Here is a 20,518-nt window from a genome sequence, read left to right as displayed (position 1 = left end):
GTTTTCATTTATATAACTATTCTATTAGGTACTATACAGCGCGTATTAAGAAGTAGTTTTTTCTACCTCTTTGTAATAGTATAAATGTATCATTTATAAGATCTGAAGATTGTATAGTACGATCTTCTCCTACCTTCTCCTTATTAAGAGATATAGAGTTTTCTTTAAGCGCACGCCTAGCTTCTCCATTAGATTTTAAAAAACCTGTTTTTTCGGCTAGAGCGGCAATCACATCAAGACCGGCTTCAATCTCTGTTTTTGCAATATCTGCTTGAGGTACTCCTTCAAAAACATCTAGAAACGTAGCTTCGTCTAGTGATTTTAAATCCTCACTCGTACTTTTTCCAAAAAGCATATTTGAAGCTGCAATTGCTTTTTTAAGAGCCTCTTCATCGTGTACCGTAGTTGTTACCTCTTCTGCAAGTCTCTTTTGTAAAGCTCGCTGGTGTGGTGCTTCTTTGTGAGTCTCAATAAGAGCCTCTATCTCCTCACGATCTAAAAAAGTAAATATCTTAATGTACTTAGCCGCATCTTCATCACTTGTATTAAGCCAGTACTGGTAAAATTTATAAGGTGATGTTCTATTTGAATCTAGCCATACATTACCACCCTCAGACTTACCAAATTTGCTTCCGTCAGACTTAGTAATAAGTGGGCACGTAAGCGCGTAGCCCTTACCTCCAGCTATACGACGTATAAGCTCTGTACCTGTGGTGATATTACCCCACTGGTCACTACCACCCATCTGTAACGTACAGTCATTATTTTTATATAGATGTAAGAAGTCATACCCCTGTACCATCTGGTAAGTAAACTCTGTAAATGACATACCATCTGCACTCTCACCTGTGAGGCGATTTTTTACAGAATCTTTTGCCATCATATAGTTTACTGTAATATGCTTTCCTACATCACGTATAAAGTCTAGAAAAGAAAACTCCTTCATCCAGTCATAGTTATTTACCATAAGAGCTTGGTTCTCTGCCCCAGATGTAAAGTCTAAAAACTGTGATAACTGTTTGCGCACACATTCTTGATTGTGTCTTAGAGTCTCCTCATCGAGAAGATTACGCTCAGAAGATTTTCCAGATGGGTCTCCTATCATACCCGTAGCACCACCTACTAAAGCAACAGGTCTATGACCAGCTCTCTGAAAATGTGCAAGTAGCATAATAGGCACAAGGTTACCTATGTGCAAAGAATCTGCAGTAGGGTCAAAACCTACATAAGCAGAGCGCATTGCCTCCATTAAGTGTTCTTCTGTTTGTGGCATTGCATCGTGTACCATACCACGCCACTTTAATTCTTCTACAAAATTCTTGATCATCTTATCGTTTTAACTGCAAAAGCAAATATAAAAATAAGCCATCACCTGTGATCATCCTTTTTCTGGAAAAAGACATTATATAAGAGGCGCCCTCATTACCCTCGTGTCGCGTATCTTTACAATATGATTTTAATCACCGGAAGCACAGGCCTAGTAGGTAGACACCTACTCCTCTCACTTATAGAAAGTGGCAAACCCGTGCGTGCATTATATCGCAGTGAGCATAAAAAGGAAGAGGTGCTTGCGTATTACGCTTTCGCGAAAGCGGAAACCCACACACACCTTATAGAATGGGCGCTGGGAGATATTACAGATATACCTACACTAAGTGCTGTCTTTACAGGTGTAACTCACGTTTACCACTGTGCCGCTTTGATCTCTTTTGATCCTTATCGATTTGACGAACTCACAAAAGTAAATGTAGAAGGAACCGCAAATGTTGTAAACCTAAGTTTAAGTACAGGTGTAGAAAAACTCGTTCATCTAAGCTCCATAGCTACCCTAGCCAGCACACCAAACAACCCCATTACCGAAGAAAACTACTGGGACCCAGATGCCAAAAACTCTGTATATGCCCTCACAAAAAATGGCGCCGAAATGGAAGTATGGCGCGGTACGGAAGAGGGACTTAACGCTGTTATATTTAACCCTGGCGTTATTATAGGAGAAGGCGATTATACTTCTGGTAGCGGGAAGCTCTTTTCATATATTCTTAAAAAAAAATCGTACTTCCCTACTGGGTCTACAGGTATAATAGATGTTAAAGATCTTGTATCTCTTATGATAAGCGCAATGAATGGCTCCATAAAACAAGAGCGTTATATTGCAGTAGGACACACGGTTTCATACAAGTTACTTTTTTCTAAAATCGCAACTGTCCTAAACCTAAAACCACCTAGCAAACCATTATCTACAGTGATTCTCAAAGTTGTAAATACACTAGATATGGTAAGAGGTGTTTTTGTAAAAAAAAGACAAATTACAAGCATAGGGTATAAATCTCTACAGACAGAAAGCAGGTATAGAAACGATAAGCTATGCAGCACATTTAACTATACACCTACAGCACTAACAGCAACTCTAGATCGTGTAGCAAAGCATCTTAATCATTAATTATCTTTACGATATTTTCTCGCAAAAGAATCTGTTACCGTGCGAGTAGGTATATTAGGGTTGTTTCCTATTTTACCTTTTTCTTGCTTTTCTTTCTGAATTTCCTTCGCTCGAGCTGTTCTTAAGGAGTCTTTAAGCTTGCGCTCGGCAGTTTCTATTGAGTCATCTACAGCTAGCTGGGCTTTTATCCTGTCGAGTACTTTTGCATTCATTTCCCTATAAGCATCTATATCTGTGGTATAGTATGCTACATTTTGAGCATAAGTAGCACTGTCTATATTAAACTTATCATACACGTAGGTGTCTGGTTTGAGACCTATGAGTTTAAGCTTTGCAATATTATACCCTTGGGCGGCATTAATTAAAATAGATTCATAAAGAATCTCTTCCATCACGGGTTGCTCTATAAAGCCTTCTGGCTTTTGAACTTCTGGAATTTCTTGACAACTAGTGACAACTGAAATAATGGATATGATTATATAAAGTTTCCTCATTATCTATCAAACGTAAGACGCTCTCCAAAAAGTTCATCATACACCTTAAAGTTTTTATAAGCGAGACGACCATTTACAAAAGTATGTGTGATACGTGATTTAAAAGTAGTACCCTCAAAAGGAGACCAACCACACTTATATAGAATGTTATCTTTATTAACCGTCCAAGGAGCGTTAAGATCTACTAGCACAAGGTCTGCCTTGTACCCTTTACGTATATAACCTCGCTTTTCTACTTGAAAAAGTATCGCTGGGTTGTGACACATCTTCTCAACAATCTTTTCTAGAGATATTTTACCCTGGTGATAAAATTCTAACATAGCCGGCAGGGCGTGTTGAACTAATGGTCCACCACTAGGAGCCTTTGTATATACATTATCTTTTTCTTCAATAGTATGTGGTGCGTGATCTGTTGCAATTACATCTATTTTATCATCCAGTAGTGCTTGAAAAAGCATATCGCGATCTTGAGCAGTTTTTACAGCTGGATTCCATTTTATTCTGGACCCTTTCTCATCATAATCTGCATCAGAAAACCAAAGGTGATGTATACAAACCTCTGCTGTAATCTTCTTTTCGGCTAGTGGGATGCTATTATCAAACAGCGCTGTTTCCTTACCCGTAGATAAGTGAAAAACGTGAAGTCTTGCTCCAGTTTTTTTAGCAAGTTCTATTGCTCTAGAAGATGATATGTAACAAGCTTCTTCACTTCTAATAATAGGGTGAAGATTCATAGGTATATCATCACCATAACGCTCTTTATATATTGCTAGATTCTCTCTAATGGTCTCTTCATCTTCACAGTGGGTTGAGATAACCATATCTGTAGACTTAAAAATCTTTTCAAGTACAGCCTCGTTATCAACCAGCATATTACCCGTAGAGCTTCCTAAAAATAATTTAAGACCCGCAACACTTTTCTTATCTACTTTTAAGATTTCGTCAAGATTATCGTTAGTCCCTCCAAACATAAAAGAATAGTTTGCAGCAGATGTTTTACTAGCAATCTCAAACTTCTCCTCCAGTTTTTCTACAGTAGTAGTTTGTGGGTTAGTATTAGGCATTTCTATAAAAGAAGTAATCCCTCCAGCAACAGCTGCTCTAGACTCTGTAGCTATGTTTGCTTTGTGGGTTAAGCCAGGCTCTCTAAAGTGCACTTGGTCATCTATAACTCCCGGTAATAAGTATTGACCCTCTGCATCAAAAATATGGACATCTCCAGATTTTGCACTAATACTCTCTGCAATTTCCTCTATCACCCCATTGTGAATAAGTATATCTCCTCTTAAGATAGATCCCTCATTAACAATATGTGCATCTTTAATTAATATTTTTTCCATACTTATTTTTTAAATAAATGCTGTAAACGCATTTTTATAACTCCAAAAATCGCTTCTGAAATAATACCAGAGCTCATCTTACTTTCTCCTTTTGTTCTATCTGTAAAAACTACAGGCACTTCTACTATTTTAAATTTCTTCAAGTAAGCTTTATACTTCATCTCTATTTGAAAAGCATAGCCTACAAATTTAATAGTGTCTAAATTTATAGCCCTTAGCACCTTATTATTATAGCATATAAACCCTGCTGTAGTATCATAAATATCCATACGCGTTATAAAACGCACATACCTTGAAGCTCCCCAGCTTAGTAGCACTCTACCCATAGGCCAGTTTACAACATTTACACCCGTCACATACCTAGAGCCTATAGCAACATCTGCTCCATCTTTTGCACAAGCGTTATAAAGCCTTATAAGATCGTTAGGGTTATGAGAAAAATCTGCATCCATCTCAAATATATAATCGTATTCTTGGTGCAGCGCCCACTTAAAACCAGCTATGTATGCTGTACCCAGACCATTCTTCTTTTCTCTATTAAGAAGAAATAGCTTTTCTTTATAAAAACCTTGAAGTTCTTGTACCTTTTGGGCGGTACCGTCTGGAGAATTATCATCAACCACAAGAATATGAAAGGCCCTCTGTAAGGCAAAAATATTGCGTAACAGCCTCTCTATATTGTCAATCTCGTTGTAGGTGGGTATAATAACTACAGCGTTTGCCATATAATCTTGTTTACGCAAATGTACTTATTTTAGAGTGTTCATTACTTGTACAAACGGCCTTTTGAAAGAATTTGTAGTATTTTTAACGGTCTATAAAGACTGTATATTTTGGAAACCATACTTCGCGAAATTACCTACCACAACTGGATCACCATTTTACTGGTGACCTCCTTGGTCTTTTTAGCCGTTGCAAAGTTTTTATATGCACAACGTTTTGAAGACTTTATAACCATAACAGGAGCAGATCGATTTATTGTTACAAGATCAAGAGGTGTATATATATTCCACCCATTACAGCTTATTCTTGCGACGATACAATGTATAGGTATATCCTTATTACTCTATGTTGCCTTTTGTATTACTACTGAGAAGCTCATACGTGATAATTATGACGTTTTTCTCGTCATCCTTGCGGGATACTCAACCTTTGAAATTGCGAAATTCTTAACAGAACGGCTTTCAACTTATGCATTTGACATTCATAAAAAGATGCAACCTTTCATTTATAAGCGTCTTAATGTTAAAAATATGTTAGGGGTATTTGCGTTAATCAGTAGTGCATTTATCGTCTATCAACTAGAACCTCCTCATATACTTATCTATAGCCTCATTATACTCATTATTGTGATTTATACGATATCACAATTTTTACTTTTAAGACAGTATAGAGAACAAATTTTTAAACATCCTTTTTATTTTATTTTGTATTTTTGCACTCTCGAAATTGGACCCTACTTCATTTTGTATGAATTCATTACAAAGTAAAAGGGCTAATTAAAAAAATGGAGTCAATATGAAAGTGAAAACTATACTTGTTTCGCAGCCTAAGCCTAAGGTTGATAACTCACCATATTTTGAGCTCGAAGAAAGGCAGCGTGTAAAAATAGATTTCATACCCTTTATACACGTAGAGGGCGTTTCTGGAAAAGAAGTAAGATTACAAAAAGTAGATCTTAAAGATTATACGGCTATTATATTAACTAGTCGTAATGCCGTAGACCACTTTTTTAGAATCGCAGAAGAAATGCGTTTTAAAGTGCCAGATACTTTAAAATATTTTTGCCAGAGTGAGGCTGTAGCATATTATCTACAGAAATATGTAGTATATCGTAAGCGCAAGATTTATGTAGGTAAACGTACCTTCCCAGAGCTTATCCCGCTTATCAAAAAGCATAAAAACGAAACCTTTTTACTTCCATCTTCAGATAAGTTTAAGCCTATCGTACCAGAATTGCTTGACGAGCTAGGTGTAAAGTGGATGCAATCTACATTTTACAAAACGGTAGTAAGCGACTTATCACAATATGAAAATGTTTTCTATGACATCTTAGTATTCTTTAGTCCAAGTGGGATTGACTCTTTATTTAAGAACTTCCCTAACTTTGAGCAAAAGAATACTCGTATAGCGGTTTTTGGAAACACGACAGTAAAAGCAGCCAAAGAAGCAGGGCTAGAGATTAATATTATGGCACCTACTCCAGAAACTCCATCTATGACGATGGCTCTAGAGAAGTATATAAAATCTGTAAACAAGAAGTAAACACTTCTACTTACTATATAAAAAAAGCCTGCTAGATGCAGGCTTTTTTATGTGTCTCATTTACACTTTCCTATCTCACTATGAAACCAGTGATGACGCCTCAATCGCTTCTAAAATACCATCCCACAAAACAAGTCGCACCTCTAGTGCTCGCTTTGAAACTGTAATCACTTCTTGCCACTTTATTTGATCATCTCCACAGAGTTGTCTCACCATCTCAAGAGCCATAGGCCCGTGCTCATCTTCATCTAGCTCTATGTGTCTGTCAAAATAGTATTTAAAATCTGCAAGGTCCTTTTCTGGAAAGTGCGTTTCTATTTCACCTATGATAGCTGTAAACATAGATGGTATTAAATCTTCTCGCCCAAAGGTAAAGGCTGCAGCAATCTCGTGTAGATTACCACGCATTATAACCTCAAAGGTAAATTGTAAAAATTGCTGTACACTTTCTGGCAAGTGACCTGTAATATCTGCCAGTGTCTCCGCCCTATAATCTGCATTAACAACAGCTGTGATTGCTGTTGTATCTGCACCCGCCTTTCTCATTGCATCAAGATACATCTCATAATGGCTCACCCTTTTCCCTTGTGCATTAATATCTGTCTCCTCTGCAAGCACAATCTCGTTTATAAGGTAGCGGGTTTCTGGATTGCCCACCGGTTTCCAAGGTAAGGTTGTACAGGTTAATCCACGTTGCAGTGCCTTAAGTAGTGACATAAAATCCCAAACCGCATAGACGTGATGCTCCATAAAAACAACAAGATCCTCAGGAGTATGTATGCGTTTATAAAGTGGGTGGTTGAGTAATTGTTTCTGGAGTGATTCTATCTCTTTTTCGACTGTTGTAATCATAGCGTGATTTATTTTACAAAAATAAATACGCAGCAATTATAAATAGGGTTTTTGACTCTAAAGAAAATGTGAAAATTCTTCAGCAAATCTTCTTTGAGGGTTCTTATTACGCTTTCGCGAAAGCGTACTCATCACCCCACCACTTTATGAAATAACATTTATAGCTACTTATCCTTAAAATGACCTGTTATATTTCTATTTTTGCACATCTCAAACTGAGCAAGAATTATGTACAGAACGCACAATAACGGAAGCCTACGCGCCGCCGATGTAAATAAAGAAGTAACCCTAGCAGGATGGGTACAAAAATCTAGAGATAAAGGTTTTATAATCTGGGTAGATCTACGAGATCGTTACGGGATGACACAACTTGTTTTTGACCAAGAACGTACAGATGCTGCTCTTATGGAAGAAGCACGTAAACTGGGACGCGAGTTTGTAATACAAGTTACTGGTACCGTAGTTGAGCGTGATTCAAAAAACCCTAACATTGCTACTGGAGATATAGAGTTATTGGTATCAAAACTGGAGATACTTAACGCTTCTCTTACTCCTCCTTTTACGATAGAAGATGAGACAGATGGTGGAGAAGACCTACGTATGAAGTATCGTTACCTAGACATACGCCGCAAGCCGGTACGTGAGAGTCTTATCTTTAGACACCGCGTGGCTCTTGAGGTACGTAAATACTTATCTGAGCAAGATTTTATTGAAGTTGAGACTCCTTACCTTATAAAATCTACACCAGAGGGAGCACGTGATTTTGTAGTGCCTTCTCGTATGAATGAAGGACAATTTTATGCACTACCACAATCACCGCAGACCTTTAAGCAATTGCTTATGGTGGGTGGTATGGATAAATACTTCCAGATTGTAAAATGTTTTAGAGATGAAGATTTACGTGCAGACAGACAGCCAGAGTTCACACAGATAGACTGTGAGATGGCCTTTGTAGAGCAAGAAGATATTTTAAACATCTTTGAAGGGCTTACTCGTCATTTACTTAAGGAAGTAAATGGGGTAGAGATTGAGAAATTCCCACGTATGCTATATGATGATGCAATGCGTCTGTATGGTAATGATAAGCCAGACATTCGTTTTGGGATGAAATTTGGCGAGCTTAATGAGGTGGCACAGCATAAAGACTTTGGCGTTTTTAATAATGCAGAGCTTGTAGTAGGTATAGCTGTACCAGGAGGTAACTCTTATACTCGTAAAGAAATTGATAAAATTATAGAGTGGGTAAAACGCCCGCAAGTAGGAGCATTAGGAATGGTGTACTCTCGTTGTAATGACGATGGAAGCTTTAAATCTTCTGTAGATAAATTTTATGATCAAGAAGATCTTGCAAAGTGGGCAGAAGTAACAGGAGCTCAAAAAGGTGATCTAGTTTGTATACTCTCTGGTGAGACTAACAAAGTACGTGCACAGATGAGTGCTCTACGTATGGAGCTTGCAGAGCGCTTAGGACTACGCAAGCCAGATGAGTTTGCACCACTGTGGGTCATAGATTTCCCGCTACTTGAGCTAGATGAAGAGACAGGACATTACCACGCAATGCACCACCCATTTACATCTCCAAAACCTGGTCAAATAGAATTACTTGATACAAAACCTGGCGAAGTAAAAGCAAACGCCTACGATCTTGTACTTAACGGTAACGAGATAGGTGGAGGTTCTATACGTATACACGATAAAGAAACACAGGCTATAATGCTACGTCACCTAGGCTTTTCTGAAGAGGAGGCTAAAGCACAGTTTGGCTTCCTAATGGACGCTTTTGAGTATGGAGCACCTCCACACGGTGGTCTTGCTTTTGGACTAGACAGACTTGTAGCTATACTAGGTGGTCAAGAGACTATACGTGACTTTATTGCTTTCCCAAAAAACAATAGCGGTCGTGATGTAATGATAGATGCCCCTGCTCCTCTTGACAATGAGCAACTGCAAGAATTGAATTTGAAGCTGAGAGGGTAATGATTAAGAAGGTTATTAAAATAACGCTAATAACCTTAGTAGGTTTATTTCTTATTGTGGAAGTAGGTATACGTATCTATAATTACAATATCTATGGAAAATACGATATAGATGAAGCTAAATACCCTCACGCAGTAGGATATATAAATCAATCTAAAGCACTTTATAATAATACTTACGAACTATGTGATGAGGATGCAATCTATGATATTCATTCACCACGGCATTTAAAGGTTTTTAAAAATTCTAAAAAAAGCTTTCGCGAAAATGTTAGTAGTAATTTTGATAGTTCACTTTATTCTGATTCTGGATATGTAACATTTAGGTTTATAGTAAATTGTAAAGGGGAGCCTGGATGGTTTAATATTTACCAAACAAATCTGAATTATGAAGAAATAGCTTTGAACGAGAGCCTTGTTAGTGATCTTTTAGATTTTACTAAAAACCCAGACAATTGGAATGCAAGAGTCATAGGCACTAAAACCGTAGATTACTATATGTATGTAACGTATCGAATTGAAAATGGAAAAATCACTGAAATACTTCCTTAGCCTCTCACTTATTTTCCTTTTTGCCTGTTCTGAAGAAGAAACAAGTAATATGACCGCTTCAGAAAGGGTTAGTTTATCTATGAAAGTTTTTAGTGAAGGACGACATCTGTTTCAAGGCTCCCAAAAGAGTATGACACACATAGAAAAGGCTATAGAAATAGACCCAAACAACTCAGATGCTTTGCGCGAATTATCTGTAGCCTATTTAAAGCGGGGTTTAATGGCCGATTGGAAAATTAGATATGACAAAGCTGTAATTGCAAATCCTGATGTTTGGATACCTATGAGGGGATATTTACACTTATTGTTCCATAGGGATTATGACGGTGCTATCGCAGATTTCAACACAGCAGATTCTCTTACCCCAAAATTTAAGGATGCACCTCAGGGACAAAGCATTGATTACTGGCGAGGCATTGCCTATTTAGGTAAGAAAGATTATGAAAATTCTATAAAGAACTTTGAAAATCATATTTCGCTAGAAACTGCAAATACTGGAGAAGATTGGATAGAAACTACGACTTTCCTCTATCTCGGTATCGCCTACTATTATAAAGAAGACTATATTAGTGCTGATAAGAATTTTGATAAAATACTGCGTTACAATAGAGACATTACAGCTGACGGAAATTATTACAAAGCTAAAACACTAATAGCTCTTGGTAATCACAAAGAGGCTCTGCCCTTTGCAAAAAAAGCACTTGAGCAATTTAAAAATGGAAGTTACAACAAACACGATTATGTAGAAGTAATAGAACAGCTATATGAGTCTGACATTACTGAATTAGTTGAAACTCTAGAAAAACAACAACATATTAAAAACACACTCCTTGGAAACCGAAGAATCACAAAGCAATAGCAAAGTCTTTAAGACTGTTCTTAAAACGATAGCTATCACTATGGTAAGTATATTAATACTAGCTATTATTGCTTTCTTTATAACCATTACATTTTTTGACTAGATGGATAAAGTGAGGCGTATTTTTATCATCGTATTATTCTTTATTCTTGCGGGTATGCTTGCTTATGGGTTTTACTGCAAAGCAAACATTGATGAAGCTCTAGGTCATAAGTTTATAGGACTATCTATCGCTGGAGGCTTCTTTATCTTGATGCCTACATTTATCTACCATAGATGGAAGGATCGCAAAGTTGCCGACTATATGCTTACAGATGACGCCTTTAAGAGAATGAAAGAATTTAACAACTCTAAGGATAAAAAGCACTGAATTTAAAGAGTTTACATTAATATAATCTTGGCACGAGTATTGGTTAACAAATAAAAGTGTAAGTTTGCACTTTATTAATTACATATTTTATAATGGAAGGAACAGTAAAATTTTTCAATGAGTCAAAAGGTTATGGTTTTATAACTAATGACGAGACTGGTAAAGACATCTTTGTACACGTTACAGGTCTTAACGGGGAAACTATCAACGAAGGAGACAAAGTTGAGTACGTAGAAGAAGAAGGAAGAAAAGGATTGACTGCTGCACAAGTAAGTGTACTGTCATAATTAAGATAGATACTTTTTTACGATTACAAAAAAGCTCGCCAACGGCGGGCTTTTTTATTACCTATACTTTTTCACAACAAATAGTTCTAAAATATACGGTGAAGTACTACGCTTGCGTCTAGCAGAATGATGCAAAAAACCCCAGCAACTATTATAAATTTGAGAATATTATGTAATAAAACATAATGAGGCCTCGCCTTAGATTGCCATAATATGACAAGAAAGACAAATAATAAGAGTGCACTCCCGTAGAAGTAATACGTCATATAACCCAGCTTAAAATGGTTTATAAGAAAGAATACAGGTATAACTGTAAGACCAGCTAGCAATGACAGTAGCCACTTTGAAGTAGTAGCCCCATACATTACAGGTATAGTGCGATATCTTTGCGCAAAATCTCCCTTAAGATTCTCTAAGTCTTTTACCATCTCTCGCATAGCTATTACTAAAAACAAAAAGGACCCGTGTACAAATATCACTGGAGCCAGATTTCCATAATAGATAAACACAGCAAAAAAGGGTGTGATTGCAAGTGTTGCCGCTACGAGATTTCCTAAAAAAGGAATCTTTTTAAGCTTATGTGAGTAAATCCAAATACCAAAAATATAAAGCGCATAAAAAACAACAGCCTTAAAAGAGACATAACTAGCTGCTATAACTGCAAGAAAATTAAGAGTGAAGTAAATAGACAGCTTTGTGTTTTGACTCACTAAGCGGTCTAGCATCGTTTTCTTAGGTCTGTTTATGAGGTCTTTTTCTGAGTCGTAAAAGCTGTTTATTATATACCCAGAGGCTATAGTAAAAACACCTGCAAGTACTAAAAAGAAAAGGTTAGGGTCAAATAATATCTCACTAAGCCTCTTATCTGGCGCAAGTATAAATATAGATGTGAGGTATTGGGCAAGTACAATTATAAGAATATTGTACCCTCTCACTACAGAGAATAGACTTACTAACTTAAGGATAAAACGTTTGTTTTTTCGCGAAAGCATAAGCTATCTCGTTTAATAAAAAATGTATGAAAATTAATTAGAACGTGTAAACCACTTCTAGCTTGTGATCTTTAAGAGCCGCTTGTGCTTTTTCAAGATCTTCTGTAAAGCCTAGCATATAACCACCACCTCCAGAACCGCAAAGTTTAAGATAGTAATCATTAGACTCAATACCTTGTTTCCATAAGTCGTGAAACTTTGCAGGAATCATTGGTTTGAAGTTACTTAAAACTACTTTAGAAAGCTGCTTCACATTCCCAAAAAGTGATTTTACATCTCCTTTTAAGAAATCATCTATACAAGCATCTGTATGCTTTACAAACTGATCTTTAAGCATAGACCTAAAACCATCTTGCTTCATATTTTCCATAAAGATATTTACCATAGGTGCAGTTTCACCTACAATACCACTATCTAAAAGAAATACAGCTCCTGTACCCTTTTCTGCTTGTGAAGGAATACCAGCAGCTTCAATACTATCTTTACTATTAATAAGTATAGGAAGACTTAAATAACTATTAAGAGGATCTAATCCAGAAGATTTACCGTGAAAAAATGATTCCATCCCACCAAAAATTGTTTTTAGTGTGAGCAACTTCTCTCTTGTAAGATTTTCTAAAACGGTAATTTTATCTACGGCATATTTATCATAAATAGCAGCAACTAGCGCACCGCTACTTCCCACACCGTATCCTTGTGGGATACTAGAATCAAAGTACATACCCGCAGCTACATCTTGATTCATTTTATCAATATCAAAAGAGACTAACTCCGGCTGCTCTGTTTGTAAATCATTAAGATAAGTAACAAACTTTGCAAGCTTATCATTTGAGTCCTTTGCCTCTTGCGAAGGGTTCTCCTCTATCTTTAACGCTCCGTTATAGAAGTTATAAGGAATAGCAAGTCCTTTGGAATCTTTTATGATTCCATACTCACCAAAAAGTAAAATCTTAGAATAAAATAACGGACCTTTCATATGGGGTGCTCTTAATACCAATTACAAATTTACAATTTTTTTGCTCCATTACCCACAAAGTCATTGATATAGTGGCCGTTTTGGCAAAATTTTGAAAGTTTAGTCGCTATAAAGTCTTGAACACTATGCTTCTCATTTTCGGGATAAAGCACGTGTACGTTTGCGCCAGCATCTAGTGTAAAGCACACCTTTGAGCCCGTTTGTTGTCTATAATCCCATATTTCATTTATAATCTCCAGCGTTTTAGGCTTCATCAATATAAAATAAGGGTGGCTGGTCATCATCATTGCGTGTAGCGTGAGTGCTTCACTTTCAACTAGTTTTATAAACGCATCTACATCTCCTGCCTCAAAAACACGCATAAGCTCAGATAAGTTATCGTGAGCCTGGGAGAATCTCGCTTTCGCGAAAGCGTGACCGTGCATAAGACCGTGACCTACTGTACTACTTACTTGTTTCTCTCCTTTATCTACAAGTAAGATGGTGTCTTGATAATTTTTAAAATTATCGTGTACATTGCTATTATAACTTGTGCCAAAAATATCGCTACTATTAGATATCTCATTATGGTTACCCCATACCACCAGAGGTCCATCTAGACTTCTACACGCGCTACCAGAACCAAGTCTTGCAAGAAAGCTAGCCTTTTGTAAAAAATAAGCAGGTGTCATATCTGGATTGCTCTGTCGCTCGATCTCCATAAGGCATAAAGCAAGCGCACTCATACCAGAAGCAGAACTTGCAATACCTGAGCTATGCGGGAAAGAGTTTGCTGTATCTATCACATACGAGTACTCCTTAACAAAAGGTATATACTTCTCTATGCGCTCAAAAAACTTTGCGATTTTAGGTTTAAAATCTGGCTCAGACTTGCCGTCTAGCAGTACATCAAACTCAATCTCACCTGTAGCACTAGTAGCCTTTTTATAAGAAAGCGTGGTCGTAGTGTGACAGTTAGAAAGCGTAAAACTTATACTAGGATTTTGTGGTAATTGTTCACCGTGTTTACCCCAGTATTTTACAAGGGCTATATTACTAGGAGACTGGTAAGTGACAGATCCTTGTGTAAGTACTTTATAATTTTCTGAGGGTATAAAATCGCTTTCGGTCATAGGGTGGTTATAGATATATGAGCAAAGATAGCAATATCAACGCTTAGACACGTCTAAGAATATTTACTACCTTTAAGACCAATCCTTTCCTTATGAACAAAGATTTACTAGTGCGTATTGTGCTAAGCATTATTATTTGCCTACTTGTAGGAACCATAGGTTCTCTAGCTACTCAATCTAGTATAGATAACTGGTATGTAGGCCTTATGAAGCCTAGCTGGAGCCCTCCTAACTGGGTATTTGCTCCCGTGTGGATCACGCTATATATTCTTATGGGGATTGCCGCCGGTATAGTATGGAATCGAGGTTTTTACCACAAATGGGTAAAAACGGCCCTTTATCATTTTGGGTTTCAACTCATTCTTAATGGAATGTGGAGTATTATATTTTTTGGGTGGCAAGAACCTTTTCTTGCCTTACTAGCAATTTGCGGTCTGTTTATCTTAGTGATATTTACTATAAAATGGTTTAAAGTAGTAAATCGATGGAGCGCTGCATTACTTATTCCTTACCTACTATGGCTTGCCTTTGCAACTGCTCTTAATTTTGAAATATGGCGTCTTAACTAGAAAGTGCTAGCAATTTTACGATGGTCTTATAATTGCGGGTTGTAGCAACCACGTTTAATCTTTTTTCAAAAAAAGTATTTGTCGCCTTTGCTTTTCCGTATCCTTTCTCTGGATATAGGTAAACACAGTTTTCTGTAGCTACAAAATGCTCATTAGGCAACTCTAGATTATTCACAAGCGCTCTATCTTCTGTGCTAGGCACGGTATGTAATAATGTAAAGTAACTTGACGCTAGATGTTCTGGTGAGAGCGCATAACTCTCATAAACCTGAGTGAGCATTTTACGAGTGAGCACAAACACTGGAACCTCAAAACCGTATGCATCTGTAATAGCTTTCTTGATAACAGCTGTTATCTCATCTATACTTGTCTCGTGAGATTTAAATATTATATTTCCACTCTGTATGTAAGTCACCACGTCATTATATCCTAGCGAAGTAAAAAGAGTTTTGAGCTCTGCCATCTTGATTTTTTTATGACCTCCTACATTAATCCCGCGCAGTAAACATATATACGTATTCATATATCTACTCTTTAAGAATCTATAGCCTGAGCAATGAGATAGCCTCCCGTCCACGCATTTTGAAAATTAAACCCACCTGTGATTGCATCTATATTGAGTACCTCTCCAGCGAGATAAAGATGATTTACTTTTTTACTCTCAAAAGTTTTAAAGTTTACTTCTTTTAGATTTACACCTCCAGCTGTCACAAACTCGTCCTTAAAGGTGCTCTTACCATCTACCTTGTATCTGGATTGAGTAAGTTCTCTACTAAGAGATTGAAGTTGGGTTTTTGTAAGCTCTGCCCACTTTATGACGGGCTGTACACCAGCTGCAATAAGTAAACTTTGCCATAGGCGCTTAGGCAAGTCTAACTGTGCGTAGGTGTGAGGCGACTGCTTTGCGTGAGCGATTTTGAGCTCCATAAGCATCTCTAGCGCCTCTTCTTGCGAGTAATGCTGTAGCCAGTTTACCTGTATCTCAAACCTATAATTTATAGCAGCAAGATCTCTCGCTCCCCAGGCAGACAGCTTTAATATTGCCGGGCCACTCATTCCCCAGTGTGTAATAAGTAATGGGCCTTCAGACTTTTGTTTTGTGCCAAGTACTTTTATAGTGACATCTTTTGCAACACCCATTAGCCCCTCAATACGTTTATCCTTTATATTAAAAGTAAATAGTGACGGTACAGCGTTAGTAATAGTGTGACCTAGTTTTTGGAGGAGTTTCCACATTTTAGGGTTACTACCTGTGGTCATCACTAGCTTATCGCAAGTAAACACACCCTTACTGGTTTTTACAAAAAATGTGGTGGTGGTTTGCGCTTTCGCGAAAGCGTCATCAAAACCTACATCTTGCACTGCGTGGTTAGTAAGCACTTTAATGTGATGCTTTTTTGCCAGAGAGATAAAACAATCTACAATAGTGGCCGAAGAATCTGTTACGGGAAACATTCTTCCATCTTCTTCTATCTTGAGCTCTACGCCACGTTCTTCAAACCAGGCTATAGTATCTCCCGTCATAAACGTATGAAATGGCCCTAGTAACTCCTTCTCACCTCTTGGATACTTTTTTGATAGCTCCTTAGGTATAAATTCTGCGTGTGTGACATTACAACGCCCACCGCCAGAAATTTTAACCTTGGTAAGAACATCTTTACCTCGCTCAAGTATGGCAATCTTAAGTTGCGGGGTTTTTTCGGCAAGGTTTATGGCTGTAAAAAAACCAGCCGCTCCGCCTCCCACTATGAGTATATCAAATTTAGTCATCTTAACATCTGGAATAATACGTTTGTAAAGATAGGTTTATTAAAGCCTTTCCTATATAATTTACTTTGCTTCTATATTAAATGGCCCCACCACTAAATACGTTTTTTAAAAAGCAAATTAAGGTGCTCTAAGTATTTTAAATAAAGTGGCTAATAATATGAGTACGCTTTCGCGAAAGCGTAAACCCAATTATAGGACCCCCATCACTTGTTTTACAAGTTGAAAATTTAACATTTACTAATGTTACGAAAACATTACGAAAAGGTGTTTTAAATAGCTAGATTTTAAAAAATCGTTTTTCATTTAGAGATTACACCCATAAAATTATGCGAAAACACGAATTTTGACTACCATTTTTTACTGAATTCCTACTAAAATGGGTTTGTTCACACGAAATCGTTTTCGTAACTTTATCGGGCAATGTGTATGGTCTTAACATAAAATTTACATATTTTTAGCTTTTAAAATGAGGTAATTACTCATAAAAAAACTAAGCAAACTAATTTTTAAACAAGATTCTTATGAAGAAAGTAATACTTAAAAGTATGCTCTTGTTTGTCGCAATTCTCTTTGTAGGGATTGCCCAAGCCCAAACAGTAACAGGTACAGTTACTGAAGAAAATGGCCCGCTACCGGGAGCAAACGTAATTGTAAAAGGTACCTCAAATGGTGTTACAACCGATTTTGACGGTAACTACAGTCTTAACAATGTTCCTAGCGATGCTACCCTAGTATTTAGCTATGTGGGATTTGCTACTCAAGAAGTAGCTGTAGGAGGTAGAAGTGTTGTAAATGTTTCTTTGGCAACAGATAACGCACTAGACGAAGTTGTACTTATAGGGTACGGTTCTACTACTATTAAAGATGCTACAGGATCTGTAGACAACGTAGGGTCTGAAGATTTTAACCAAGGGGTTATTCAATCTCCAGAGCAACTTATACAAGGTAAAACTGCCGGTGTACAAATCTCAGAATCTTCTGGTGAGCCGGGTGCAGGTATTGCTATACGTATACGTGGTAACAACTCTATACGTTCTGGTAACGACCCATTGTTTGTAGTAGACGGTGTGCCACTTTCTGGTGGAGGAGCCCCTACTGTAGGTGTTGGAGCTGGTGTTCAAGGTGGTGCTACTGGTGGTAACCCGCTAAGTTTTATTAACCCTAACGATATTGAAAGTATCTCTATACTTAAAGATGCATCTGCTACAGCGATTTACGGATCAAGAGGAGCAAACGGTGTAATCATTATACAAACTAAAGCTGGACGTGGAGCGTCTAAAGGTGTTTGGGAACTAACTTCTTCTGTAAGTTCTGCAAAGCCACAAAGTAGTTATGACCTACTTAACAGACAGCAATTTCTTGATGCTACAGATGCAATAGGAGCTACTCCTCTTGTAGAAGGTGGTAACACAGACTGGCAAGATTACATTACTCGTAATGCTTTCTCAAGACAGACTGACTTAAGTTACTCTAAGAGTTACACTGGTGGTAACTTACGTGCATCTTTTGGATACGGAAACAACAACGGTGTGATTGAAAACTCAAGCCTTGAGCGCATCGCAGGTAGATTAAACTTCTCACAGCGTTTACTTAATGATAAACTTTTAATTACTGGTCAAGGTAGTATCTCTCGTATTAACAGAGAGAACCCTGCACTAGATGGTACTGCTGGTTCTACAGGAGATTTAATAGGTGCTGCACTAAGAGGTAACCCTACTTTCCCTTCTGATCCAGATTTTAATCCAGGTGGAGGTGTACTTAACCCAGCAAGTTTACTTCAGTACTTTGAGGGTAGAACAAATAGTAAAAGATTACTAGCAAATATCTCTGCAGATTATTCATTTACAGACGAGTTTAGCGCAAAAGTAACTGTAGGATATGACAAGACAGATGCAGAGGGTAGCGCAATTTACTCTTCTAGCATAGTAGGTCTACCTAACACTTCTGGAATAGGTCGTGGAGGTTTTACAGAGACTGAAAATAAAAACTCACTACTTGAAGCTACACTTAACTACAATAAAGACTTTGGAAACTCATCTTTAGATCTTTTAGCTGGTTATTCTTACCAAGAGTTTGACAATAGCGGTTATTTCTCAAATGCTGCTGGTTTTGGATCTCAAACATTAGAGCAAACTAGAGACGCTTTAAGTCGTCAGTTTGGATTAATAGATGATGTACTTGATGGAGGATATGCTGTATTTGGATACGGTGCAGATGGTACGTATTTAACAAGGTTAACTCCAGAGGTTCAAACTGGTCTTGAATTACCTACAAACTTTACACGTTTATTACCTGCTTATACAGCTGGTATCTTTGACTCTGTAGATGAGTTACAATCTTACTTTGTAAGAGCTAACTATACAATTGCAGATAAGTACTTATTTACTGGTACTTTTAGAGCAGATGGTTCTTCACGTTTTGGTGATAATGAGCGTTATGGTTATTTCCCTTCTGGAGCATTTGCTTGGAAGATATCTGAAGAAGATTTTGTAGGAGATAATATTTCTACATTAAAACTTAGACTAGGTGCTGGTATTGTAGGATCACAAGATGGTCTTGGTTTTGGACAGTTCTTACAGATCGAGAGAGCTGCAGGAGCAGGAATTGACAACAACCTTAATGTGCTAGCAGGAGGAGTTCCTGGAACTTTTATTGACGGAGCATTTACTAACCCTGACCTTAAGTGGGAAGAAACAACAGACTTTAACGTAGGTCTTGATTTTGGATTTAATGATGATCGTCTTAACGGTTCTGTAAACGTATACCGTAAAGAAACTCGCGATTTATTACTTAATCAAGATGTTGCTGCACCTGCAGGAAGCGGAGGAACAGTTTTCCAAAACTTAAAAGATGGTGTTGTACTTAACCAAGGGGTTGAATTATCATTAAACTATGATTTCTTTGATACGGATGATTTTGGATTTGGAGCTAGCTTCAACATCGCGTATAACAAAAACGAAGTACAAGACACACCACTAAGCATCCCAACTGGAGCAATACGTGGTAATGGACTTACTGGTGCATTTGCACAACAACTTGAAGCTGGTCAACCATTATTCTCATTCTTTATGGCTGAGTTTACAGGATTTGACGGAGATGGTAACCCAACATATAGAGACTTTAACGGTGACGGTGTAGGTGATCCAGATTCTGACAAATTCTTCGTGGGAGAGAACGCTGTTCCTAAAGTAACTTCAGGTTTATCTCTTAATGCACGTTATAAGAACTTTGACATCGCTACATACTTTAGCGGTCAGTTTGGATTCTCTGTATACAACGGTACTGCAAATGCTTTCTTTACAAAGTCTGCTCTTTCTATTGGTGGTAACGTAACTCAAGATGTAGTGGCTAGCAATGAGAATGCAAACTCTACAGTTGCTGTATCTACAAGATTCCTTGAGAAAGGAGATTTTATTAGAATGCAAAGTGCTTCTATAGGATATAACTGGCCATTAAGCGGTGAAGGGATGTTTGATTCTTTACGTTTAAGCCTTACTGGACAAAATTTATTCTTAATTACAGATTACAGTGGTCTTGACCCAGAAATAAGCCAAAACACTGGTTCTCTTAATGCTTCTGCGATTCCTACTGCGGGTATCGACTACGCTTCTTACCCTAGAGCCCGTACATTCACACTTGGTGTAAATGCAAGATTTTAAATAAA

Annotated in this window: 20 protein-coding genes; 10 read left to right on the top strand and 10 right to left on the bottom strand. The window is 37.5% G+C overall.

Annotated elements, in window-relative coordinates; all coding sequences use genetic code 11:
* Window positions 1-31 precede the first annotated feature (31 nt).
* The gene (tyrS, locus tag I597_RS04725) at window positions 32-1,327 is read right to left on the bottom strand and encodes a tyrosine--tRNA ligase (protein WP_201771779.1); all 1,296 of its coding nucleotides are present in this window, start codon (window positions 1,325-1,327) and stop codon (window positions 32-34) included.
* 123 nt (window positions 1,328-1,450) lie between these two features.
* On the opposite strand from tyrS, the gene I597_RS04720 reads away from it, so the two are divergent.
* The gene (locus I597_RS04720; protein ID WP_035326990.1) at window positions 1,451-2,440 is read left to right on the top strand and encodes an NAD-dependent epimerase/dehydratase family protein; all 990 of its coding nucleotides are present in this window, start codon (window positions 1,451-1,453) and stop codon (window positions 2,438-2,440) included.
* On the opposite strand, the gene I597_RS04715 is transcribed toward I597_RS04720, so the two are convergent.
* From I597_RS04715 to I597_RS04705, 3 genes are read right to left on the bottom strand one after another with little or no spacing between them, the layout of a single operon-like run.
* Window positions 2,437-2,934, bottom strand: a complete 498-nt coding sequence (locus I597_RS04715) for a DUF4296 domain-containing protein (protein WP_081965002.1) — start codon at window positions 2,932-2,934, stop codon at window positions 2,437-2,439. The genes I597_RS04720 and I597_RS04715 overlap by 4 nt on opposite strands.
* Window positions 2,934-4,274, bottom strand: a complete 1,341-nt coding sequence (locus I597_RS04710) for a dihydroorotase (protein ID WP_035326985.1) — start codon at window positions 4,272-4,274, stop codon at window positions 2,934-2,936. The genes I597_RS04715 and I597_RS04710 overlap by 1 nt, the downstream gene beginning before the upstream one ends.
* A gap of 2 nt (window positions 4,275-4,276) precedes the next feature.
* Complete coding sequence (locus tag I597_RS04705; protein WP_035326983.1) at window positions 4,277-4,999, bottom strand: polyprenol monophosphomannose synthase; 723 nt, start codon at window positions 4,997-4,999, stop codon at window positions 4,277-4,279.
* Window positions 5,000-5,107: 108 nt separating this feature from the next.
* Between I597_RS04705 and I597_RS04700 the strand changes: the two genes are divergently transcribed.
* The gene (locus tag I597_RS04700; protein ID WP_035326980.1) at window positions 5,108-5,764 is read left to right on the top strand and encodes a DUF4271 domain-containing protein; all 657 of its coding nucleotides are present in this window, start codon (window positions 5,108-5,110) and stop codon (window positions 5,762-5,764) included.
* A gap of 28 nt (window positions 5,765-5,792) precedes the next feature.
* The gene (locus I597_RS04695) at window positions 5,793-6,539 is read left to right on the top strand and encodes a uroporphyrinogen-III synthase (protein ID WP_035326977.1); all 747 of its coding nucleotides are present in this window, start codon (window positions 5,793-5,795) and stop codon (window positions 6,537-6,539) included.
* A gap of 78 nt (window positions 6,540-6,617) precedes the next feature.
* On the opposite strand, the gene I597_RS04690 is transcribed toward I597_RS04695, so the two are convergent.
* Entirely contained in the window at window positions 6,618-7,391 is a 774-nt protein-coding gene (locus I597_RS04690; RefSeq protein WP_035326974.1) for a DUF3050 domain-containing protein, read from the bottom strand.
* Between the two features lie 228 nt (window positions 7,392-7,619).
* On the opposite strand from I597_RS04690, the gene aspS reads away from it, so the two are divergent.
* The 5 genes from aspS to I597_RS04665 all read left to right on the top strand — a co-directional run bounded on the left by aspS (window position 7,620) and on the right by I597_RS04665 (window position 11,435).
* A complete protein-coding gene (aspS, locus tag I597_RS04685) occupies window positions 7,620-9,368 on the top strand; it encodes an aspartate--tRNA ligase (protein ID WP_035326972.1) in 1,749 nt (582 codons plus the stop codon).
* Complete coding sequence (locus tag I597_RS04680; RefSeq protein WP_052111908.1) at window positions 9,368-9,919, top strand: hypothetical protein; 552 nt, start codon at window positions 9,368-9,370, stop codon at window positions 9,917-9,919. Before aspS ends, I597_RS04680 begins: the two co-directional genes overlap by 1 nt.
* A complete protein-coding gene (locus tag I597_RS04675) occupies window positions 9,891-10,778 on the top strand; it encodes a tetratricopeptide repeat protein (protein WP_063613094.1) in 888 nt (295 codons plus the stop codon). Before I597_RS04680 ends, I597_RS04675 begins: the two co-directional genes overlap by 29 nt.
* Before the next feature lie 103 nt (window positions 10,779-10,881).
* Window positions 10,882-11,148, top strand: coding sequence for a hypothetical protein (locus I597_RS04670; protein ID WP_035326970.1), 267 nt, complete (start codon window positions 10,882-10,884; stop codon window positions 11,146-11,148).
* Window positions 11,149-11,240: 92 nt separating this feature from the next.
* Window positions 11,241-11,435 carry a cold-shock protein gene (locus I597_RS04665; protein ID WP_035326968.1) on the top strand — a complete coding sequence of 65 codons (195 nt, stop codon included), beginning with the start codon at window positions 11,241-11,243 and terminating at the stop codon, window positions 11,433-11,435.
* 86 nt (window positions 11,436-11,521) lie between these two features.
* On the opposite strand, the gene I597_RS04660 is transcribed toward I597_RS04665, so the two are convergent.
* Genes I597_RS04660 through I597_RS04650 form a run of 3 tightly spaced genes read right to left on the bottom strand, consistent with a single transcriptional unit; the run spans window position 11,522 to window position 14,515 of the window.
* Window positions 11,522-12,427, bottom strand: a complete 906-nt coding sequence (locus tag I597_RS04660) for a geranylgeranylglycerol-phosphate geranylgeranyltransferase (RefSeq protein ID WP_035326965.1) — start codon at window positions 12,425-12,427, stop codon at window positions 11,522-11,524.
* A 37-nt stretch (window positions 12,428-12,464) separates the two neighbouring features.
* Window positions 12,465-13,403, bottom strand: coding sequence for a mevalonate kinase family protein (locus I597_RS04655; RefSeq protein ID WP_035326962.1), 939 nt, complete (start codon window positions 13,401-13,403; stop codon window positions 12,465-12,467).
* A 29-nt stretch (window positions 13,404-13,432) separates the two neighbouring features.
* On the bottom strand, window positions 13,433-14,515 hold the full coding sequence (locus I597_RS04650; protein ID WP_035326961.1) for a diphosphomevalonate decarboxylase: 1,083 nt from the start codon (window positions 14,513-14,515) through the stop codon (window positions 13,433-13,435).
* Between the two features lie 92 nt (window positions 14,516-14,607).
* Here I597_RS04650 and I597_RS04645 point away from each other — a divergent pair, with 92 nt between their 5' ends.
* Window positions 14,608-15,084 (top strand): TspO/MBR family protein, encoded by a 477-nt coding sequence (locus I597_RS04645; protein WP_035326958.1) that lies wholly within the window; start codon window positions 14,608-14,610, stop codon window positions 15,082-15,084.
* On the opposite strand, the gene I597_RS04640 is transcribed toward I597_RS04645, so the two are convergent.
* Both I597_RS04640 and I597_RS04635 read right to left on the bottom strand, forming a co-directional pair.
* A complete protein-coding gene (locus I597_RS04640) occupies window positions 15,077-15,607 on the bottom strand; it encodes a DUF1697 domain-containing protein (RefSeq protein WP_035326955.1) in 531 nt (176 codons plus the stop codon). The two genes, I597_RS04645 and I597_RS04640, sit on opposite strands and share 8 nt — an antisense overlap.
* Before the next feature lie 11 nt (window positions 15,608-15,618).
* The gene (locus I597_RS04635; protein WP_035326954.1) at window positions 15,619-16,854 is read right to left on the bottom strand and encodes a BaiN/RdsA family NAD(P)/FAD-dependent oxidoreductase; all 1,236 of its coding nucleotides are present in this window, start codon (window positions 16,852-16,854) and stop codon (window positions 15,619-15,621) included.
* 521 nt (window positions 16,855-17,375) lie between these two features.
* On the opposite strand from I597_RS04635, the gene I597_RS04630 reads away from it, so the two are divergent.
* Window positions 17,376-20,513: a SusC/RagA family TonB-linked outer membrane protein gene (locus I597_RS04630; RefSeq protein ID WP_035326953.1), complete on the top strand. Its 3,138-nt coding sequence runs from the start codon at window positions 17,376-17,378 to the stop codon at window positions 20,511-20,513.
* The last annotated feature ends 5 nt before the right edge of the window (window positions 20,514-20,518 follow it).

Origin of the sequence: Dokdonia donghaensis DSW-1, from assembly GCF_001653755.1 — a bacterium.
In the GTDB taxonomy this organism is placed as follows: Bacteria; Bacteroidota; Bacteroidia; order Flavobacteriales; family Flavobacteriaceae; genus Dokdonia; species Dokdonia donghaensis.
The sequence above is the reverse complement of the archived record's forward strand: the minus strand, read 5'-3'. Positions and strand labels throughout refer to the sequence as shown.